General features: G+C 53.6%; 14 protein-coding genes and 5 tRNA genes. 18 read left to right on the forward strand and 1 reads right to left on the reverse strand.

Translation table 11 applies throughout. The annotated features are described in order from the left end of the window. Positions 1-5: 5 nt before the first annotated feature. From cysS to tuf, 8 genes are all read left to right on the forward strand, one after another. A complete protein-coding gene (gene cysS, locus ACQY6Y_RS05035; protein WP_428379218.1) occupies positions 6-1484 on the forward strand; it encodes a cysteine--tRNA ligase in 1479 nt (492 codons plus the stop codon). Positions 1485-1493: 9 nt separating this feature from the next. Further along, the gene (gene rlmB / locus ACQY6Y_RS05040; RefSeq protein WP_428379219.1) at positions 1494-2315 is read left to right on the forward strand and encodes a 23S rRNA (guanosine(2251)-2'-O)-methyltransferase RlmB; all 822 of its coding nucleotides are present in this window, start codon (positions 1494-1496) and stop codon (positions 2313-2315) included. A 17-nt stretch (positions 2316-2332) separates the two neighbouring features. Then, a complete protein-coding gene (locus ACQY6Y_RS05045; RefSeq protein ID WP_428379220.1) occupies positions 2333-2890 on the forward strand; it encodes an NYN domain-containing protein in 558 nt (185 codons plus the stop codon). 43 nt (positions 2891-2933) lie between these two features. Beyond that, positions 2934-3008, forward strand: a tRNA-Thr gene (locus ACQY6Y_RS05050). A 270-nt stretch (positions 3009-3278) separates the two neighbouring features. Beyond that, positions 3279-3362 (forward strand) — tRNA-Tyr (locus ACQY6Y_RS05055). 3 nt (positions 3363-3365) lie between these two features. Further along, a tRNA-Thr gene (locus tag ACQY6Y_RS05060) sits at positions 3366-3441 on the forward strand. Between the two features lie 16 nt (positions 3442-3457). Further along, positions 3458-3534, forward strand: a tRNA-Met gene (locus ACQY6Y_RS05065). A gap of 99 nt (positions 3535-3633) precedes the next feature. Beyond that, a complete protein-coding gene (tuf, locus tag ACQY6Y_RS05070) occupies positions 3634-4824 on the forward strand; it encodes an elongation factor Tu (RefSeq protein ID WP_428379221.1) in 1191 nt (396 codons plus the stop codon). A 373-nt stretch (positions 4825-5197) separates the two neighbouring features. Here tuf and ACQY6Y_RS05075 read toward each other — a convergent pair whose 3' ends face one another. Beyond that, positions 5198-6304, reverse strand: coding sequence for an IS110 family transposase (locus tag ACQY6Y_RS05075; protein WP_417147477.1), 1107 nt, complete (start codon positions 6302-6304; stop codon positions 5198-5200). Positions 6305-6564: 260 nt separating this feature from the next. Between ACQY6Y_RS05075 and rpmG the strand changes: the two genes are divergently transcribed. The 10 genes from rpmG to ACQY6Y_RS05125 all read left to right on the forward strand — a co-directional run bounded on the left by rpmG (position 6565) and on the right by ACQY6Y_RS05125 (position 18684). After that, a complete protein-coding gene (rpmG, locus tag ACQY6Y_RS05080; protein WP_428379222.1) occupies positions 6565-6714 on the forward strand; it encodes a 50S ribosomal protein L33 in 150 nt (49 codons plus the stop codon). A 15-nt stretch (positions 6715-6729) separates the two neighbouring features. After that, positions 6730-6805 (forward strand) — tRNA-Trp (locus ACQY6Y_RS05085). A gap of 76 nt (positions 6806-6881) precedes the next feature. Beyond that, positions 6882-7250 (forward strand): preprotein translocase subunit SecE, encoded by a 369-nt coding sequence (gene secE, locus ACQY6Y_RS05090; RefSeq protein WP_428379223.1) that lies wholly within the window; start codon positions 6882-6884, stop codon positions 7248-7250. A 2-nt stretch (positions 7251-7252) separates the two neighbouring features. Beyond that, entirely contained in the window at positions 7253-7792 is a 540-nt protein-coding gene (nusG, locus tag ACQY6Y_RS05095; RefSeq protein WP_428379224.1) for a transcription termination/antitermination protein NusG, read from the forward strand. 96 nt (positions 7793-7888) lie between these two features. After that, positions 7889-8320, forward strand: a complete 432-nt coding sequence (gene rplK, locus ACQY6Y_RS05100) for a 50S ribosomal protein L11 (protein WP_428379226.1) — start codon at positions 7889-7891, stop codon at positions 8318-8320. Between the two features lie 87 nt (positions 8321-8407). Beyond that, the gene (gene rplA, locus ACQY6Y_RS05105; RefSeq protein WP_428379227.1) at positions 8408-9115 is read left to right on the forward strand and encodes a 50S ribosomal protein L1; all 708 of its coding nucleotides are present in this window, start codon (positions 8408-8410) and stop codon (positions 9113-9115) included. A gap of 286 nt (positions 9116-9401) precedes the next feature. Then, positions 9402-9923 (forward strand): 50S ribosomal protein L10, encoded by a 522-nt coding sequence (gene rplJ, locus ACQY6Y_RS05110; RefSeq protein WP_428379228.1) that lies wholly within the window; start codon positions 9402-9404, stop codon positions 9921-9923. A gap of 85 nt (positions 9924-10008) precedes the next feature. After that, positions 10009-10383: a 50S ribosomal protein L7/L12 gene (gene rplL, locus ACQY6Y_RS05115; RefSeq protein ID WP_428379229.1), complete on the forward strand. Its 375-nt coding sequence runs from the start codon at positions 10009-10011 to the stop codon at positions 10381-10383. A gap of 342 nt (positions 10384-10725) precedes the next feature. Continuing rightward, positions 10726-14241, forward strand: coding sequence for a DNA-directed RNA polymerase subunit beta (locus ACQY6Y_RS05120; protein WP_428379230.1), 3516 nt, complete (start codon positions 10726-10728; stop codon positions 14239-14241). A 6-nt stretch (positions 14242-14247) separates the two neighbouring features. Continuing rightward, positions 14248-18684 (forward strand): DNA-directed RNA polymerase subunit beta', encoded by a 4437-nt coding sequence (locus ACQY6Y_RS05125; RefSeq protein ID WP_428379231.1) that lies wholly within the window; start codon positions 14248-14250, stop codon positions 18682-18684. The last annotated feature ends 199 nt before the right edge of the window (positions 18685-18883 follow it).

Raw genomic sequence — 18883 nt, forward strand, 5'->3', positions numbered from 1 at the left:
GTCAAATGCTTATATACAACAGTCAAACACATCGTAAGGAAGAGTTTAAGCCCATTGATGCTGGTCGAGTTCGTATGTATGTCTGCGGACCTACCGTGTATGACCAGATCCATATTGGCAACGCCCGTACATTCCTTTCATTCGATGTGATTCGTCGATATTTGCAATACAAGGGCTATCAAGTCACCTTTGCGCAAAACCTTACTGACGTGGACGACAAAATTATCAATCGCGCAAATGAAACAGGTACGACTGCTGCTGCGGTAGCCGAGGAGTTTTCAGCGGCTTTTATTGAGCAGATGCATCGTTTTGGGATTTTGGACCCCGATATTCGCCCTCGCGCAACACGCGAAATCGAGGCAATGCAAGACATGATTTCTCTTCTTATCGAGAAGGGCTTTGCCTACGTTGCGTCCAATGGTGACGTGTATTTCTCAGTACGGTCTGATACGCATTATGGTGTTCTTTCGGGACGTGATCTCGATCAGCTGCGTGCTGGTGAGCGCGTAGAGGTTAATGATGAGAAGCACGATCCTTTTGACTTTGCACTCTGGAAGGCAGCTAAGCCAGGGGAACCAAGTTGGCCGAGTCCCTGGGGAGAGGGACGTCCTGGTTGGCATACCGAGTGCTGTGCCATGATCCATCGCTATTTGGGAACACCCATTGATATTCATGGTGGCGGTGCAGATCTCATCTTCCCGCATCATGAAAATGAGACAGCGCAGGCAATGTGCGCCTGGAATGCTCCGCTTGCAAATGTGTGGATGCATGCAGGTATGCTTCGCGTGGATGGCGAGAAGATGTCCAAGAGCCTGGGCAATTTCTACACCCTTAAAGAAGTGCTCGATAAGTATCCTGCCGATGCAGTGCGCCTGCTTATGCTGCAAACACACTATCGTGCACCTCTTGATTTTTCGTTTGAGCGTCTTGAGGGAACCGTTGGTACTGTTCAGCGCCTCAAGGGCTGTGTTCGCAATTTGAGATGGACAGCGAAGAATGCTCAAGAAGATGGCGTACTTACTGATGCAGATCGTGCATTCGGTGCCGCTATCGACGAGGCTCGTAAAGAATTTACGAGCCAGATGGATGATGACTTCAACACCGCAGGTGCCCTAGCAGCTATCTTTGGTTTGGTAACCACAGCGAATACGTATCTCAAAGAGGCGGGAGATAATACTTCAACATCAGTTACGATTCGTGCATCTGACACACTTTGCGAACTGTGCGCTGTGCTCGGCATCGATCTTGTTGACACAAATTCAAAAGAAGAGCTGCCAGAAGAGCTGGTTGATCTTGCTGTTGAGTACGCTGGATATAAAGGAACTTCAGCGTCAGAGGCAGCACAAGCGTTGCTTGCAGCGCGTCAAGCAGCACGGTCTGAGAAGAACTGGACGCTTGCCGACAACATTCGCGATGCTATAGCCGGGCTCGGGCTTTCTGTAGAGGACACTCCTGCTGGTGCTCGCCTTATCAAGAAAGATTAGGTGAGGCGCGTGGTAAAGCAGCGTGGCAAATTATCTTCGAGCAAGCAACGCAGCAGAAAAGGTAAACGCTCAGGTAATAAAGACCTCATTGAAGGGCGCCGAGCCGTTGCCGAGGCACTCTCTCTTGGCCTTCCTCTTAAACAGGCCTATGTGGCAGAAAGTACCTCTCGTGAGCGAGATAAAAATCTCGCCGAAATTATTGGGCTTTTAAAAAAGACTCATGTGCCGATTGAGTTTGTGCCGCGCGAACGTTTGGATGGGCTTTCTAGCCATGGGGCTCATCAGGGGATAGTTGTGCTTGCACAGCCTTATCACTATGCGGAGCTTTCGGAAATAATTGACAGAGCGGATAGTAAGAACGCTCTGGTAGTGGTGCTTGACCATGTAACCGATGAGGGAAATTTCGGTGCAATTGTTCGAAGCGCAGAGGTAGTAGGAGCTGCGGGTGTAGTTATCCCAAAGGCACGGTCAGTTCGAGTTGGAACAGCTGCGTATAAGACTTCGGCTGGCGCAGTTTTGCATATGCCCATCGCTCAAGTGCCAAATCTAACGAACGCTCTCGAGCAGCTTAAACAAGCAGGTTTTTGGGCCGTGGGATCAACAGAGCATGCTACGACAACCGTCTGGGAAAGGCCGTTTCCTGATCGCTGTGCCCTCGTTATGGGTTCAGAAGGGGAAGGTATTTCGCGTCTTGTGCTCGAGAGTTGTGATATGACATTTCGTCTTCCACAGCGCGGCCGTGTTGAATCGCTCAATGTGGCTCAAGCTGCAACTGTTATGTGTTATGAGTGGTTGCGCACGACATACAGTTCCTCATCGGCAGCTCTTTAAGAGATGAGGCAGTGAACATGGCAAAGTCAGCGCTGGCACTCTTGGTGGTTGACGGATACAACGTAATTCATAAAACAGCTCGCTATACCGATTTGGTAGATACCGACATTTCTTCCGGATCCACAACAAGGCTTGGAAACGATCCGTTTGTGCGCGCTCGAGAATTGCTCATAGCCGATGTTGCTGCCTATTCACAGCGTCGCTATGACCCGGTAATCGTGTTTGATGGGGCAGGAAACATCAACCCAGAGCGTCCGCCTTTTTCAACGGGTGGCGTACGCCTCATGTTTTCTCGTCCAGGTGAATCAGCGGATGCGGTAATTGAGCGTCTTGTGACAGAGGCGCGAGAGCAGATGCGAGATGTGACGGTTGTAACGTCTGATAACACTATTCGAGCAACGGTTGGCGGAATACCTGTAACGCGTATATCGAGTGATGTACTTATTGCGGATATAACAACGCTTACGACAGAGTATGAAAATGCCAATGATGAGCGACAATACCAGCATATGACCGTAGAAGATCGTATTGATCCGAAGGTGCGAGAAAAACTTTGGCGAATGTTGAGAAATTAGAGCCTAGCATCTTAAGCGCGTAACCGCTATTATGTACAAGTTCGCCGGCATGGCTCAATGGCAGAGCAACGGTTTTGTAAACCGTGGGTTGTGGGTTCGACTCCCTCTGCCGGCTCCAGGATTTTGTGAGACCCCAGGTTCGCCTGGGGTCTTTTTTTGAACGTCGTCAAGAAACTTTTAAGATCATCAAGAAACATTTTTTGAAGATCCCGTTTAGATATAAAATTTATGATCTGAAGACGCAGTAACTACCTGCATTTATGTAAAAGATGTAGGGGAGTAACGCCCGGATGGGTGGATTACGTTGACAACCGTAATCAAGCGTCGTAATATTCCACTCGCTTGCAAGGACCTCAGGTTTTGCAAGAAGCTTGAAAACGGCACAAATGGGGATGTGGCACAGCGGCAACTGCGGCGGACTGTAAATCCGCTCCCTCTGGGTTCCTTGGTTCGAGTCCAAGCATCCCCACCACCCGCCCGTGTAGCTCAGTCGGTAGAGCACTTCGTTGGTAACGAAGAGGTCACCGGTTCAAGTCCGGTCGCGGGCTCCATTTCAAGCGTTTATTCGCCGGTGTAGCTCAGCTGGTTAGAGCACGCGGCTCATACCCGCGATGTCACTGGTTCGAATCCAGTCACCGGTACCAGCGTTCTCGTGGCCCTACGGGGCCACTAGACATATGTAGATAGCGTTATGCACGAAGCTGAGGAATAACCCACGGGTTGTTTCCAGAAGGAGGACGGCAATGGCCAAGGAGAAGTTTGAGCGCACTAAGCCGCATGTAAACATCGGCACCATCGGTCACGTTGACCACGGCAAGACCACACTGACTGCCGCTATTACCAAGGTTCTCTCTGAGACCGAGGGCTGCAAGGCTGACTTTACTGCGTTCGAGGATATCGATAAGGCTCCCGAGGAGCGCGAGCGTGGTATTACCATTTCTGTTGCTCACGTTGAGTACGAGACCGCTAATCGTCACTATGCTCACGTTGACTGCCCCGGCCACGCTGACTACGTAAAGAACATGATTTCCGGTGCTGCTCAGATGGACGGCGCCATCCTCGTTATTGCCGCCACCGACGGCCCCATGGCTCAGACTCGCGAGCACATCCTCCTCGCTCGTCAGGTCGGCGTTCCTTACATCGTTGTCTTCCTGAACAAGTGCGACATGGTCGACGATGAGGAGCTTATCGACCTCGTCGAGATGGAGACCCGTGACCTTCTCTCCGAGTACGACTTCCCCGGCGATGATCTCCCAATCATCCGTGGTTCCGCTCTCGGCGCCCTCAATGGCGAGGAGAAGTGGGTTGAGTCTGTCCGCGAGCTCATGAACGCTGTCGATGAGTACATCCCGACTCCTGCTCGTGACAACGAGAAGCCGTTCCTGATGGCTATCGAGGACGTTATGACCATCTCCGGCCGTGGTACTGTTGCTACCGGCCGTGTCGAGCGCGGTGAGCTCAAGCTCAACGAGCCCGTCGAGATCGTCGGCATCAAGGAGACTCAGTCCTCCGTCTGCACCGGCATCGAGATGTTCCGTAAGACCATGGACTTCTGCGAGGCTGGCGACAACGTTGGTCTTCTTCTCCGCGGCATCAAGCGCGAGGACATCGAGCGTGGCCAGGTCATCTGCAAGCCCGGCTCCGTTACCCCGCACTCCAAGTTCACCGCTGAGATTTATGTTCTCACCAAGGACGAGGGCGGCCGTCACACCCCGTTCTTCTCCAACTATCGTCCTCAGTTCTACTTCCGCACCACGGATGTTACTGGCACCATTAAGCTTCCTGAGGGCGTAGAGATGGCCATGCCTGGCGACCACGTCACCATCGAGGCTGACCTCATTCACCCGATCGCTATGGAGGAGGGCCTCCGCTTCGCTATCCGCGAGGGCGGCCACACCGTAGGCGACGGCCGTGTTGCTACCATCATTGAGTAGTAAACACTAGCTAGCATTTCTAGACCCGGCATCATGTGATGTCGGGTCTTCTTTTTTAATATGAGCTGAACATTGTCAAGAGGCAAAACCGGCCCGCCCCCTCCGGAGCTATCGGAGGCGGCGGGCCTACCTATCTTCGCCCGGGACCGGCGCTACCTGAGGGCGTGTCTGTTCGACGCACGTCTGGCATTCTAATATCCGCGCATGGCCTCCTCGGCTGCGCATTTCGTTGCTACGGCTGGGGGCCTCGACCGAAGTCTGTTGGCGGGCGTGGCGGTGCCCCGCTGCCCATAAAAAAAGACTCGAGTGGCCTCCCAACGGCCTCGAACGGCAGCGGTCCTCGGGGTCGGAACCTGTCTTTCCCGGCGGGGTGCTACGCCACGGCCATCCTCGCTATAGCCCACACCCAGCACGCCATCTCCCGCGCCGTGGCGCAGTTGGCGACGACGGGCTTCTTCCCGGCCGCGGACATCGCCTCCCGGCGGTCTTGGAGCCTCCTGTTGCACTTCGCCGCGTGGCGCCTCACCGCCGGCGCGACCTCCTGGTCGGATGCGAGCGGCTTAGCCTCCCGCGACGACATCGGTACGTGCCAGGCCGCCTCGACGAGCGCCGAGCGCACGTGGGCGTTGCCCGCGCGCGTGATCCCTCCCCTCGACAACGTCTCGCCGCTCGAGTGCTCCGAGGGCGTGAGGCCGCACCACGACGCGAACTCGGGCGCCGTGCGGAACCTCGAGAAGTCGCCGGCCTCGCAGGCGAGCAGGAAGGCGGTGGCGACGTCGACGCCCTTCACGCACCTGAGGGCGTCGACGGCTGGCTTCCACCCCGGGCGTCCCGCGGACTCGGCGACCCTCCTCGCCAGCGCATCTCGCGCCTCCTGGCAGCGCCTCACGCAGTCGCGGTAGTGCTCGTAGGCTGCGGCGTCGTCTGCCTCGGCGAACTCGATCGCGTCGGCCCACCTCCAGTAGGCGCGCGTCCAGTTCCCCTTGCGCGCGCCGGTCGGCGTGGTCTCGTCGAAGACGTGCCCGTGGCGCAGCAGGAACTTGGACATCCGCTGCTTGGCGCGCTGGAGGTCGTCGCGGGCGTCGGCAAGGGCACGCGAAAGGTCGCGGGCGGCCTCGGTGCTCTCGTCGGGTACCCAGACCTCCACGACGTTACGAGTGGCGAGCAGGCGGGCCAGGAACTCGGCGTCGCGTCGGTCGGTCTTCCTGCCGCGGTCCGCGGCAGGCCGCTGCATCTTTGAGACAGCGCCGACGACGCAGTCCAGCCCGAGCGCGCGCAGCGTCCGGCACAGGTGGAAGCCGGTAACCCCAGACTCGTAGACCGCCCTGGGCTCCTCGAAGCTGAGTGCCCACTCGGCGATCGCTGCCGGGTCGTAGCCGAACGACGCGCGCTCGCACTCGCCGCTCATGGGATTTAGGGCGAAGGCCTTGATGCTGCGGGCGTGAACGTCGAGGCCGATAGCTGTGACATAATTGGACATGGTGCCCTCCTCCGTCGCATGTGGCGCGCGGCCACGGTTGGTGGTACGACCATTGTCGCCCGACCCACGGAACTGCGACAGGGGGAGGGCCCAATGTTCAGCTCATATCGTCTGTTCCGAGACGTTGAGTAATATTTGAGGGTTTTGTCGAGGAATTAAAATTCGATTAAGTAGTCATTGACAAATACTGCTTAATCCTGGTATCGTTTTCCACCGCACGCAACCTCAAGTCTGGTTGCGCTAGGTTCACAGGAGGTTTCATGCGCACATTGGTTACCCTCGCCTGCACAGAGTGCAAGCGCAGGAACTATACTACAAACAAAAACAAGTCCAATAATCCTGAGCGTATGGAGCTCAAGAAGTATTGCCCTTGGTGCCGTAAGCACACCGTTCACAAGGAAACGCGCTAAGCTTTCCTTTTTTACAGGCCAGTAGCTCCAATGGTAGAGCGGCGGTCTCCAAAACCGTTTGTTGAGGGTTCGAGTCCTTCCTGGCCTGCCAGTTAACAGCACCGGCCCGTCCCTAGCGGGGCGGCCGGTTTTTTTGAAGCAAGGTTTTCCCGAAGGGATTGAGACGAATGGCCAATAAGGAGCGCAATAAGAGGAGTGCCCGCAAGGCTCGCGCTGAGGCGCGTGCTGAACGTGAGGCTGCTCAGCTCGCCTCCACGTCTGCCAACGGCTCTAAGAGCAAAAAATCTGCTCAGCAGTCTAAAGCTGTTGCTACAAAGAAAGACAAAGGGGAGCGCCGCGGACCTTTTAAGCGTATCCGTGGCTATTTTGCTGATGTTCGCACCGAGATGCATCGTGTCGTTTGGCCCTCTCGTGCAGAGCTTAAGAACTTCACCTTTGGCGTTGTTGTTATGCTCATTGTCTTTGGTGTAGCAATTTGGCTCGTCGATCTTGGTCTTGTCAGTCTGCTCTCAGTATTTGCTGGGATGAGGGGGTAGGAATGTCCAAGCATTGGTACGTTATCCACACCTATTCCGGTTATGAGAACAAGGTGAAGGCAGATCTTGAACACCGCATTGAGACCTTTGGTCTTGAGAACTCGGTTGTAGATATTCAGATCCCTACCGAAGAGGTTGCAGAGCTCAAGGAAGGCGGCAAGCGCGAAACCAAGGAAAGTAAAGTATTTCCTGGCTATGTGCTTGTCCGTATGGAAGTTGATGATAACTCCTGGGCAGTTGTTCGTAATACTCCCGGTGTAACTGGTTTTGTTGGTCTTGACGGAAAGCCTACGCCGCTTTCTCGTGAAGAGTTCAATAAGATTATGCGTCGCACGTCCAAGCGTTCTGTTGCTCCTAAACGCACTTCTACTTCAATTGAAGTTGGACAGGCTGTACGTGTTGTTTCTGGGCCTTTGGCTGATTTCGATGGTCAAGTTTCTGAGGTTTTGGCCGAGTCCGGAAAGATCAAAGTTATGCTCACCATTTTTGGTCGTGAGACTCCTGTTGAGCTCACCGTTGACCAGGTGAACATTATCAGTTAGCAATCACGTTTATCTCTCGTTCGGTGAGGAACAGCTTCTGAGAGATAGACAGACTATATGAGAGTTCAATTCGTCCTGAATTAGAAAGGCTCAACAATGGCTGCAAAGAAGAACGTAGCTACCGTTATTAAGCTTCAGATTCCTGCTGGTGCCGCTAATCCTGCACCTCCAGTCGGCCCTGCTCTTGGTGCTGCACAGGTTAACATTATGCAGTTCTGCCAGGCATTCAATGCTCAGACCAAGGAGCAGTCTGGCGATATCATTCCTGTTGAGATTACTGTTTATGAGGATCGCAGCTTTGATTTTGTCTGCAAGACTCCTCCTGCAGCTCACCTCATCAAGAAGGAGCTTGGCCTCAAGAGCGGCTCTGCTGTTCCTCAGCGCGATAAGGTTGGTCAGCTTTCCCAGGAGCAGCTCACCAAGATCGCTGAGATTAAGATGCCGGATCTTAACGCCAACGACATTGAGGCTGCTAAGAAGATCGTTGCAGGCACCGCTCGCTCCATGGGTGTCACCATCGCTGAGTAATTATGTTGTTTAAGGCGTCGATTTAGGCGCCTATCAAATAGATGTGTGGGAGGGCTTAAGCCCGTCATAACCACAAAGGAGGATGTAATGCCTAAGCACGGAAAGAACTATCGCAACGCAGAAGCCAAGGTCGAGTCTGGCAAGCTGTATACCCCGAAGCAGGCTGCAGAGCTTGTTAAGGAGCTTGCTTGCGCCAAGTTCGACGAGACTGTTGAGTGCTCTATTCGCCTTGGCGTAGATACTCGTAAGGCAGATCAGAACGTCCGTGGTTCCATTTCTCTGCCTCATGGCACCGGCAAGACTGTTCGTGTTGCTGTTTTTGCTGAGGGTGAGAAGGCTCGCGAGGCTGAAGCTGCCGGCGCCGATATCGTCGGTTCTGACGACCTTGTTGCATCCATTCAGGCTGGCAACTTTGATTTTGATGCCGCTATTGCTACCCCTAACATGATGGCCAAGGTTGGTCGTCTTGGTAAGCTGCTTGGCCCCCGTGGCCTGATGCCGAACCCCAAGCTCGGCACCGTTACGATGGATGTTGCCAAGATGGTTGCAGAGCTCAAGGCTGGCCGTGTTGAGTATCGTGCCGATCGCTACGGCATCTGCCATGTTCCTCTGGGCAAGGTTTCTTTTGATGTTCAGAAGATCGTCGAGAACTATCAGACGCTCATTACTGAGATCCTTCGCGTTAAGCCCGCTTCTGCTAAGGGCCGCTATGTGAAGAGCGTAGCCTTTTCTTCGACCATGGGACCTGGTGTCCGCGTAGACCCGTCCATGGTTCGCTCTTTGATGGACGAATAGTTTTGAATTTCTCATCATCACATGGAATGGATATTGACGTTCATTCCATGTGATGGCAAACTTCTTTCGAGGTTGTTACCTCAAATAGTTGTATATTGCACGTTCGCTGCCAGAGACAGCCGGTGCTCAAAGTTTTGAGCGTAAAGGGAAATCTCCCGCCTGCCGAGGTGGTCTTATGAACTCAGTCTTCTCGAGACCCCGCCTGGCATGCGCCGAGTGGGGTTTATTTATAGCTCCTCTTGGTGTGCCGAGCACGTGCACGGGAATACTGAGGGAGGTGTAATTCATGCCAGCACAGTCCAATGTAGAGATGCTCGAAAAGGTTTCAGCAGAGCTTGAGGCCAATAAGGGCATGTTTGTCATCGATTATCGTGGCCTTTCTGTTAAGGAGGCTCAGGAGCTTCGTCGCAACCTTCGTGAGGCAAGCTCTGAGATGAAGGTTTTTAAGAACAACATTGTTAAGCTTGCTCTTAGCAAGGCCGGCCTGCCCGCTATCGATGATGTTCTCGTTGGCACCTGCGCTTGCGTCTTCTATCAGAACGATCCTGTTGACGCAGCTAAGGTTGTCAAAGAGGCAAGCAAGAAGTTCAACAAGATTGAGTTCCGCGGCGGCATCGTTGATGGTGCTGTTGTTTCCGCAGAGCAGGCAACGGCAATCGCCGATCTTCCTACTCGCGAGGAGCTTATCGCCAAGTTCGTGGGCTGCATTTCGAACCCGCTTTCCGGTATCGTTCGCGTTTGCAACGGTCCTGCACAGGGTCTCGTTACCGCACTTCACGGTCTGGAGGACCAGCGCAACGCTGCATAAGCGTTTCGCATATGTGTGTGTCTAGCCACACAAGCAGAAAAGCATTTGAAGGGCACATGCGTGCCCCTAACAAAGGAGAATTGACATGGCTGTCACCAAAGATGAGATCATTGAGGCCCTCAAGGAGATGCCCGCTCTCGAGCTTTCTGAGCTCGTTCACGAGCTCGAGGATGTCTTCGGCGTTTCCGCCGCTGCTCCTGTTGCAGTAGCTGCTGCTCCTGCAGCCGACGCTGGCGCAGCTGAGGAGAAGACTGACTTTGACGTTGTTCTCGAGGGCTTTGGCGAGAACAAGATTGCCGTCATCAAGGTTGTCCGTGAGCTCACCAAGCTTGGTCTCAAGGAGGCCAAGGAGGTTGTCGAGAGCGCTCCTAAGGCCGTTCTCGAGGGCGTCAAGAAGGACGAGGCTGAGGCTGCCAAGGAGAAGCTCGAGGCTGCTGGCGCTGCTGTCACCCTCAAGTAAGAAATCTCTTACGAAAGAGCCTTTGCAAATCATCCTGTCTTACTGACAAAGTGATTTGTATAAAAGATAAGGGTCAGGCATCAGATGGTGTCTGGCCCTTATCACATATGAATTTGAAAAGTTTTTCAGAAAAGTCACGAGTAGAATTTTATTGATATACACGCGAAATTCATATTCGGTGAATGGATTATTTCCATTTCCGCAGGTAGATTAGGTAGCAAAAAATAGCTACTTTAAAATTGTAAAAATGTCAAGACTAGCGATTGACCCATTTGCTTCACTTCGGTAGATTACTAGTTTGCGACAACTGCCGCAATTGCCATCTGAAGGAGGAAAAGCCTGGTGCCTATCGCAACGTTTTCCACTCCGTCCGCCGCAAACAAGCGCGAGCGTGTAAGCTTCAGCAAGATTCCAACTGCCTTAGAGCCGCCAAATCTTATTGAGGTGCAGAAAGAGTCGTTCCATCGCTTCATGACCAAAGGCCTTGATGAGGCTTTTGCCGAGGCATCTCCTATTGAGAATGCCGCCGGAACCATGGAGGTAACGTTCGGCGAGCACCAGTTTGGCGACCCGGTGCACTCCATTGCTGAGTGCCAGGCAAAGGACATCTCTTATCAGGTGCCCTTGCTTGTTGATGTTCGCTTTGTGAACAAAGAGACCGGAGAAATTAAAGAGCAGCTCGTCTTTATGGGCGACTTCCCGCTCATGACAGATCGAGGCACATTCATTATCAACGGATCTGAGCGTGTCGTTGTTTCACAGCTCGTCCGTTCCCCGGGCGTGTATTTCGCCCGTGAGATCGACAATGGCGTCGAGGTTCATCGTGTCCAATTCATTCCGTCACGTGGTGCATGGCTTGAATTTGAGATCGATAAACGCGGCCAGCTTGTTGTTTCGATCGATCGTAAGCGTCGTCAGTCTGCCACGCTGCTGCTTCGTGCACTTGGCATTGCAGAATCTGATGACGAAATCATTGCTCTTCTCGGCGATTCTGAGATCGTTCGCTCCACCCTTGAGCGTGATGCTGCTCAAACCCGCGAAGATGCACTTATCGAGATTTATCGTCGCCAGCGTCCTGGTGAGCCTCCAACTGTAGACTCCGCTCGTACGCTGCTCGAGGGTCTCTTCTTCAATCCTCAGCGCTACGACCTTGCTCGTGTTGGTCGCTATAAGATCAACAAGAAGCTTGGTTGCGATATTGATCCAACTGAGACGGTACTTACCGAGACAGACATTGTCTTGGCTCTTCGTTATCTCTTGGCTCTTCATGCCGGCGATCCCAATACGAAGACCGACGATATTGACCACTTCGGCAATCGTCGCGTTCGTACTGTTGGCGAGCTTGTTGCTAACCAGTTCCGTATTGGTATGAGCCGTATGGAGCGCGTGGTTCGTGAGCGTATGGCATCTCAGGATGTTGACGATATCACGCCACAGTCGCTTATTAATATTCGCCCGATTGTGGCAGCCATTAAGGAATTCTACGGTTCCAGTCAGCTGTCGCAGTTTATGGACCAGGCTAACCCGCTTTCAGGACTTACCAACAAGCGTCGTCTTTCGGCTCTTGGTCCTGGTGGTCTCGCTGGTCATAAGTCTGGCTCCAGCCGTCGTACGAACGTCCCAACAGCTGTTCGTGACGTTCACAACTCGCATTATTCACGCATGTGCCCGATTGAGACACCAGAAGGCCCCAACATTGGTCTTATTGGTTCGCTTGCACTCTATGCACATGTCAATGAGTACGGCTTTATCGAGGCTCCTTATCGTCGCGTGGTAGACGGTAAAGTTACCGACCAAATCGACTGGATGACGGCTGATGAGGAAGAGTCCCACAACATCGCGCCGGCAAATACCCCAGTCGATCCTAAGACAAACGAGTTTGTAGAGATCGATCCGGTTACCGGTGAGTTGCGTCGTCCCGAACTGGTAGTTGCTCGTACCCGCGACTTCGACGGCTCCTTCGGTGCTCCTGCTCAGGTGCCCGTAGAAGACGTAGACTACATGGACGTCTCCCCGCGTCAGCTGCTTTCTGTTGCAGCCACGCTCATTCCGTTCCTCGAGCACGACGACGCTAAGCGTACCCTCATGGGTGCAAACATGCAGCGTCAGGCAGTGCCCCTGATTCGTGCAAGTGCTCCTTATGTTGGCACTGGTATGGAATCGCGTGCAGCATATGACTCTGGCGAAATGGTTTGCGCCTCTGGCGATGGTCGTGTTGTTGCAGTAGATGCAAAGCACGCTGTTGTCGATCAGGACGGCACACTCGTGCGCTATGAGTTCCCCAAGTTCGAGCGTTCCAATCAGTCTACCTGCATTAATCATCGTCCGATTGTGCACGTGGGCGATGAGGTTGTGGCTGGTCAGCCGCTTGCCGATGGCACCTCTATTGAGAAGGGCGAGCTTGCACTTGGTAAGAACCTCCTCGTAGCCTATATGCCATGGGAAGGCTACAACTACGAGGACGGCATTATTGTCTCCGAGCGCGTTGTTCAGGACGACTTGCTGACTTCAATTTCTATTTCGCGTCATGAGATCGATGCTCGTGATACCAAGCTCGGTCCTGAGGAAATCACACGCGAGATTCCTAACCTGTCCGAAGACATGCTTGCAAACCTCGATGAGGACGGCATCATTCGCGTAGGTGCTGAGGTTGGCCCTGGCGATATTCTGGTCGGAAAAGTTACCCCCAAGGGTGAGACGGCTCTTACGGCAGAAGAGCGTCTGCTCCGCGCTATCTTCGGTGCAAAAGCACACGATGTTCGTGATACGTCACTCAAGATGCCGCACGGTGCCTATGGCCGTGTTGTTGAGGTTGTACGCTTCAGCCGTGAGGCTGGCGACGATTTGGCACCTGGTGTTAACGAGCAGGTCCGTGTATATGTTGCACAGCGCCGTAAGATTCAGCAGGGCGACAAGATCTCTGGCCGCCACGGTAACAAGGGTGTTGTGTGCCGTGTCCTTCCTGTTGAGGACATGCCGTACATGGCCGACGGTACGCCTATCGACGTTCTTCTCGACCCGCTGGGCGTTCCTTCCCGTATGAATGTTGGCCAGTTGCTCGAGTGCCACCTTGGTTGGGGTGCAGCAAATGGCTGGGATACTGAGTCTGCTGACTCCGATCGCTATGTCCCAGGCCCCATGTATGTCTCTACACCCGTCTTTGACGGCGCCACCGACAAAGAGGTTGCTGAGGTCATTCGCCGCACCAACATCAACCTTATGAACAAGGCTCGTGCTGAGTATGGCGACAACATGCTCGAAGAGTTTGTCCCGCAGCTCAACAGCATGGGTAAGACCACGCTTTATGACGGTCGTACTGGTGAGCCATTCCGCGATCCTATTACCGTTGGTACCAGCTATATCCTGAAGCTGGGTCACATGGTTGACGATAAGATCCACGCTCGTTCAACGGGGCCATACAGTCTTGTTACCCAGCAGCCGCTTGGTGGTAAGGCTCAGTTTGGTGGTCAGCGCTTCGGTGAGATGGAAGTTTGGGCCCTGTATGCATACGGTGCCGCAAATGTTCTGCAGGAGATCCTCACCGTTAAGTCCGACGATACCGTTGGTCGTGTTAAGACTTACGAGGCAATCGTTAAGGGTGAGAACGTACCTGAGGCAGGTATCCCTGAGTCCTTCAAGGTTCTTGTCAAGGAAATGCGTTCGCTGGCCCTTTCAATTGAGCCAATTTCTTACAAGCGTAGCGAGAATGCGCCTGAACCTTCCGAAAGCAGCGCTGCATCCACCGATGTGCTCTCAGCTGTTGATGCTGCAGCAGACCTTATCGGAAACCTGGACGCTTCAAACGACACTGCCTCTTCAGAGGCCCTCGTTGGCAACGTTCAGAGTGAGAAGGAGTAACGAATCGTGGCAGACTTTGATACCACTGACTTCGACGCCATTAAAATCTCTCTGGCCTCAGCTGACCAAATTCGTAGCTGGTCCCACGGTGAGGTTAAGAAGCCCGAGACGATCAACTATCGCACCTTAAAGCCGGAAAAAGACGGCTTGTTCTGCGAGAAAATCTTTGGCCCCACCAAAGATTGGGAGTGCTCCTGCGGTAAGTACAAGGGCATTCGCTTTAAGGGGATTGTCTGCGAGCGCTGTGGTGTAGAAGTAACCACCGCTAAGGTTCGTCGTGAGCGCATGGGCCATATTGAGCTTGCAGCTCCGGTGAGCCATATTTGGTACTTCAAGAGCCCCAACAGCTTCCCGCTGGCTCGACTGCTCGATATTAAGGGTAAAGATCTCGAGAAGGTGCTGTACTTCGCGAGCTATATCATCACGCGTGTTGATACCGAGGCTCGTGAGGCCGATAAGGACGATCTTCGCGAAGAGCTTGCCGCCGACATCGAAGAGCTCGATGCCGAGCGCGACGAGCAGATTGCTCGTCTTCGCGAGCAGGGTCAGCCTTCCGAGGATGATGAGTTCAGCGACGAAGAGCCGCTCACTGAAGATGAGATTCGTGCCGGTATTGCCGATCTCGAAGAAGAGTATGAAGAGGAAAAGACGCTTCGCCGCGAGGCTTATGAGAAGTTCATGCAGCTCGAAGAGCGTGAGCTTATCTCTGATGAGTCTCTGTTCCGCGAGATGAAGCGCTACTACTCCATCTACTTTGATGGCGATATGGGTGCAGAGGCCGTCCGTGACCTTCTGCGTTCCATCGATCTTCACGAGGAGTCTAAGCGACTTCGCGCCATCATTGTCGATGAGAAGAGCCAGAAGCAGAAGCGTGAAAAGGCCGTTAAGCGCCTTGAGGTTGTCGACGCATTCCTCGAGGGCAACAACGACCCCGCCGACATGATCCTCGACGTTATTCCGGTCATTCCGCCCGATCTGCGTCCTATGGTTCAGCTCGATGGTGGCCGTTTTGCAGCCTCTGACCTTAACGATCTGTATAGGCGCGTTATCAACCGTAATAACCGCCTGAAGCGCCTGCTCGATCTTGATGCACCTGCCATTATTGTTAACAACGAGAAGCGCATGCTTCAGGAGGCTGTTGACGCCCTCTTTGATAATGGTCGTCGTGGTCGTCCTGTTACGGGCCGTGGTGGCAGGCCTTTGAAGTCTCTTGCTGAGTCCCTTAAGGGTAAGCAGGGTCGTTTCCGTCAGAACTTGCTCGGTAAGCGTGTTGACTACTCTGGCCGTTCCGTCATCGTTGTTGACCCACAGCTTAAGCTCCATCAGTGCGGCCTTCCTTCCCAGATGGCACTCGAGCTCTTTAAGCCGTTCGTCATGCGTCGTCTTGTTGAGCTTGGCAAAGTTGAGAACATCAAGGGTGCTAAGCGCGCTATTGATCGTGGTCTCGCAGCTGTTTGGGATGTTTTGGAAGAGGTTATTCAGGATCGTCTGGTCCTGCTTAACCGTGCTCCTACGCTGCACCGTCTTTCCATTCAGGCCTTTGAGCCGGTTCTGGTTGAGGGCAAGGCTATTCACCTGCATCCTCTGGTGTGTGCCCCCTTCAACGCCGACTTCGACGGCGACCAGATGTCGGTACATGTACCGCTCTCCACTCAGGCTCAAACCGAGGCTCGCGTTCTCATGCTCTCATCGAACAATGTGCGCAGCCCGGCTTCAGGTAAGGTTCTGACTGTTCCTTCACAGGACATGGTTTTCGGTGTGTACTTCCTCACAACCGAGAAGCCTGGTGTCGACGGTGAGGGTCGTATCTTCTCAAGCTTTGAAGATGCAATCGATGCGTACGAGTCCCGTGCTTCTCTGGACATTCAGGCACGTATTTCTGTCCGAGTAAGCACACAGGATGCAAATATTTTCGAGGGAGGCCGCAAACTCTTCCGTATTCTTAACGGACGCGGTGAGCATGTTGATCTCGATGTAACTGAGCATCCTGCTCGTTTTGAGACTACCGTTGGTCGCATCATCTTTAACCGTCAGTGCCTGCCGGTGGACTATCCCTTCATCAACTACAAGATGGTGAAGAGCGATATGAGCCGTCTTGTGAATGACTGCTGCGATCGTTATCCGCTTGCTGAGGTTGAGCCAATTCTCGACGCCATTAAGTACGCTGGCTTCCACTATGCAACGCGTGCTGGTCTGACCATTTCTGTATGGGATGCAGCTATCCCAGCTGAGAAAGAGTCCATGCTTGAAGAGGCTCAGAACGCAGTTAACGAGATTAACGAGAACTACGCCGATGGTCTTCTCTCCGAGCGTGAACGCCACGCTGAGGTTGTTAGCGCTTGGACTGAGTGCACCGAAGAGCTTGGTTCTAAGATGCTTGAGGGCTTTGCCGAGGATAACCCCATCTACATGATGGCTGACTCCGGTGCCCGTGGTTCTAAGACGCAGCTTCGTCAGCTTGCTGGTATGCGTGGCCTGATGGCCGACATGTCCGGCGATACCATCGACCTTCCTATTAAGGCTAACTTCCGTGAGGGTCTGGAGCCGCTCGAGTACTTCATTTCTACGTATGGTGCTCGTAAGGGCCTGGTCGATACGGCAAGCCACACGTCTGACTCCGGTTACCTTACCCGTCGACTCGTCGACGTTGCGCAGGACGTCATTGTCCGCGAAGAGGACTGTGGCACCAATGAGGGTGTTACCTATAATCTCATTAAGCCGGGTACCACCGACCTTAACCGCGATCTTGTTGGTCGCTGCGCATTGAACGACATCGTGAGCCCTGAGACGGGCGAGGTTCTTATCGCCAAGGACGCTTACATTGAGTCGCTCGATGATATTCAGCGCCTTGTTGACGCTGGCCTGAAGAAAGTCGAGCTTCGCGCGCTGCTTACCTGCCGCTCTAAGTACGGCGTATGCCAGAAGTGCTATGGCTGGGATCTTTCCACCCGTCGTCCGGTTAACATTGGTACCTCGGTTGGTATTATCGCTGCTCAGTCCATTGGTGAGCCGGGTACACAGCTGACGATGCGTACGATTCACTCCGGCGGCGTTGCTGGCGCAGACGATATTACGCAGGGTCTCCCGACCGTTGCTCGTATGTTTGACGTAGTTGGCAACGTTAACGAGAAGATCCTTGGTCGCGAAGCTGATCTTGCTTCTGTCTCCGGTGTTCTCACCATTACGCCTGAGCAGACCGAGTACCTGCTGCGCATTCTTGATCCCGAGGATCCAACACGCATTCTTTCTGAGAAGCGCGTTCCGGTATCCGTACGCTTCATGCCGGGTATTGAGGATGGCTGCACCGTTCGTGCTGGTGACCAGATTACCAAGGGCTTCGTAAACTTCCGTAATCTCCGTCGTCTGACGGACATCGAATCGACAATGCACACCTTTGTCGAGTCGGTAAAGGATGTTTATACAAGCCAGGGTGTAGATCTCGACGACAAGCACATCGAAGTTATTGCCCGTCAGATGCTGCGTCGTGTTCAGGTAACCAACCCGGGTGACTCGCGCTACCTGCTCGGTCAGTATGTTGACCGCTACGAGTTTGCCGATACCGTCAACGAGATTACCCTTGCTGGCGGCACACCTCCTGAGGCTGAGCCCACCATTCTGGGTACGCTTCGAGTTGCAAGCTCGGTTGACTCCTGGCTGTCGAGTGCATCATTCATCCGTACTGCCGGTGTTCTCACTGAGGCTGCTATTGAGGGTGAAGTTGACCACCTGCTCGACCTCAAGTCCAACGTCATTGTTGGTAAGAAGATTCCTGCTGGTACTGGTCTTTCTGCCTATGCGGATGTCAAGCTCACCTATCATGGTCAAACCATTGCTGAGCCCACCAATCCGATGGCTAAGTCGCTTCCTGAGTGGGCGCCTGATGCCCTCAAGGATCTCGAAGAGCAGCTTCCTCAGCAGCTCGATTGGGTCGGCGATGAGTTTGCATACGGTGGCGTCTATTCCAAGAATGGCCGCACGCTTTCCAGCGAGGATGCAAAGCTCTATCTGTTTGACGACCTTGGTGTCTCACAGCGTTGGACGAATAAATTCAGCGAGGTAGGCATTGAGACAGTAGGGGATCTGATCGGCAAGACAGAAGACGATCTGCTGCGCATTGATGGCATTGGTGCTAAGGCTATCGAGGAGCTCCGCGATGGTCTTGAGGCTCGGGGTCTGCTCTACATTCTCGAGCCGGAGGACGATACCGCAGACGATGAGGATCTCTCTCAGCTTCTGAACATGGTGTTCTCGCCTGATGCAGATGGTGACATCATGCTTGGTTCTGCTGCTCCTGCTACACACCATGCTTCAGATGAGCTTATCGGTGCTTCAAGCAGCACATCTTCGAATAGCAGCATTATCAACGAGGATCTCGATTCTCTGGATGACTTGCTTTCTCAGGTTATGCGCCAAGAAAGTGAAGGGGAGTCCGAGGAGCACTAAGAACATCTCTTAGATTTGCTCAGAGATTGTGTATAAGCCCGGTTTGCTTAGCAGGCCGGGCTTCTTGATGAAAATAACGAATAAAATGTGGAGAAGGATACGCCCGGGTGCGTGGCGTTTTGACATGTGCCAACGAGCGGCGTAAAGTCCTTCCTTGCGACAATTCTGGGTGACGGTGCTGCGCCGCCTTACGTTGCAA

Source organism: Olsenella sp. Marseille-QA0557, from assembly GCF_965119725.1.
Classification (GTDB): domain Bacteria; phylum Actinomycetota; class Coriobacteriia; order Coriobacteriales; family Atopobiaceae; genus Coprovicinus; species Coprovicinus avistercoris.

Excerpts from the sequence above, each read along its gene's own strand:
- rplL (WP_428379229.1), top strand. The coding sequence starts at position 10,009 with ATGGCTGTCACCAAAGATGAGATCATTGAGGCCCTCAAGGAGATGCCC.
- rplK (WP_428379226.1), top strand. The coding sequence starts at position 7,889 with ATGGCTGCAAAGAAGAACGTAGCTACCGTTATTAAGCTTCAGATTCCT.
- cysS (WP_428379218.1), top strand. The coding sequence starts at position 6 with ATGCTTATATACAACAGTCAAACACATCGTAAGGAAGAGTTTAAGCCC.
- ACQY6Y_RS05075 (WP_417147477.1), bottom strand. The coding sequence starts at position 6,304 with ATGTCCAATTATGTCACAGCTATCGGCCTCGACGTTCACGCCCGCAGC.
- rplA (WP_428379227.1), top strand. The coding sequence starts at position 8,408 with ATGCCTAAGCACGGAAAGAACTATCGCAACGCAGAAGCCAAGGTCGAG.
- ACQY6Y_RS05045 (WP_428379220.1), top strand. The coding sequence starts at position 2,333 with ATGGCAAAGTCAGCGCTGGCACTCTTGGTGGTTGACGGATACAACGTA.
- tuf (WP_428379221.1), top strand. The coding sequence starts at position 3,634 with ATGGCCAAGGAGAAGTTTGAGCGCACTAAGCCGCATGTAAACATCGGC.
- rplJ (WP_428379228.1), top strand. The coding sequence starts at position 9,402 with ATGCCAGCACAGTCCAATGTAGAGATGCTCGAAAAGGTTTCAGCAGAG.
- rpmG (WP_428379222.1), top strand. The coding sequence starts at position 6,565 with ATGCGCACATTGGTTACCCTCGCCTGCACAGAGTGCAAGCGCAGGAAC.
- secE (WP_428379223.1), top strand. The coding sequence starts at position 6,882 with ATGGCCAATAAGGAGCGCAATAAGAGGAGTGCCCGCAAGGCTCGCGCT.
- nusG (WP_428379224.1), top strand. The coding sequence starts at position 7,253 with ATGTCCAAGCATTGGTACGTTATCCACACCTATTCCGGTTATGAGAAC.